The organism is Collinsella sp. AM17-1 (genome assembly GCF_003470665.1).
Classification (GTDB): domain Bacteria; phylum Actinomycetota; class Coriobacteriia; order Coriobacteriales; family Coriobacteriaceae; genus Collinsella.
This window is the reverse complement of record NZ_QRJZ01000023.1, coordinates 37767-38307: the sequence shown is the minus strand read 5'-3', so window position 1 is coordinate 38307 and position 541 is coordinate 37767. Positions and strand designations below refer to the sequence as shown.

Here is a 541-nt window from a genome sequence, read left to right as displayed (position 1 = left end):
CCTACTACGTCGACGCGGTCAGGCGGGCGGCGGAGGAGAAGGCGAGGCTCGAGGGGCTCGTCGAGGCCGAGGCCCGCAAGCCCAGGTGGCGGAAGAGGGTCGACTCCCTGCGCTGCCTCAAGGGCGTCGACACCGCTTCCGCCGCCGACCTCGTGTTCGAGGCCGGCGAGTTCTCGAGGTTCAGGAATGCCCGCTCGTTCGCCGCGTGGGTCGGCCTGACGCCCTCCGAGCACTCCAGCGGGGAGAGCGACCGCAGGGGCGCGATCACCAAGGCCGGCAACAAGCACCTGAGAAAGACGCTGGTCGAGGCCGCGTGGCACTACCTGACGTGCTCCGGGCGGCCGAAGGACCTCGCCAAGGGCCAGGCCCCGGACCGGGGCGCCCGGAGGCATGCCGCCAAGGGCGTGCGGAGGCTGGTCGAGAGGCGGGAGGCGCTGCTCGCGCGCGGGGTCCACGGCAACAAGGCGAACGTCGCCACGGCGCGCGAGCTCGCCTGCTGGGTGTGGGCGGTCGGCCTCATGGCCGAGGAGGCGTAGGGGGG

1 protein-coding gene is annotated in these 541 nt (G+C 73.2%); it reads left to right on the top strand.

Annotated elements, in window-relative coordinates; translation table 11 throughout:
- Positions 1 to 536 (top strand): transposase (locus DW195_RS09305; protein WP_147356507.1); only part of this gene is annotated, 536 nt, incomplete at its 5' end.
- Between the last annotated feature and the right edge of the window lie 5 nt (positions 537 to 541).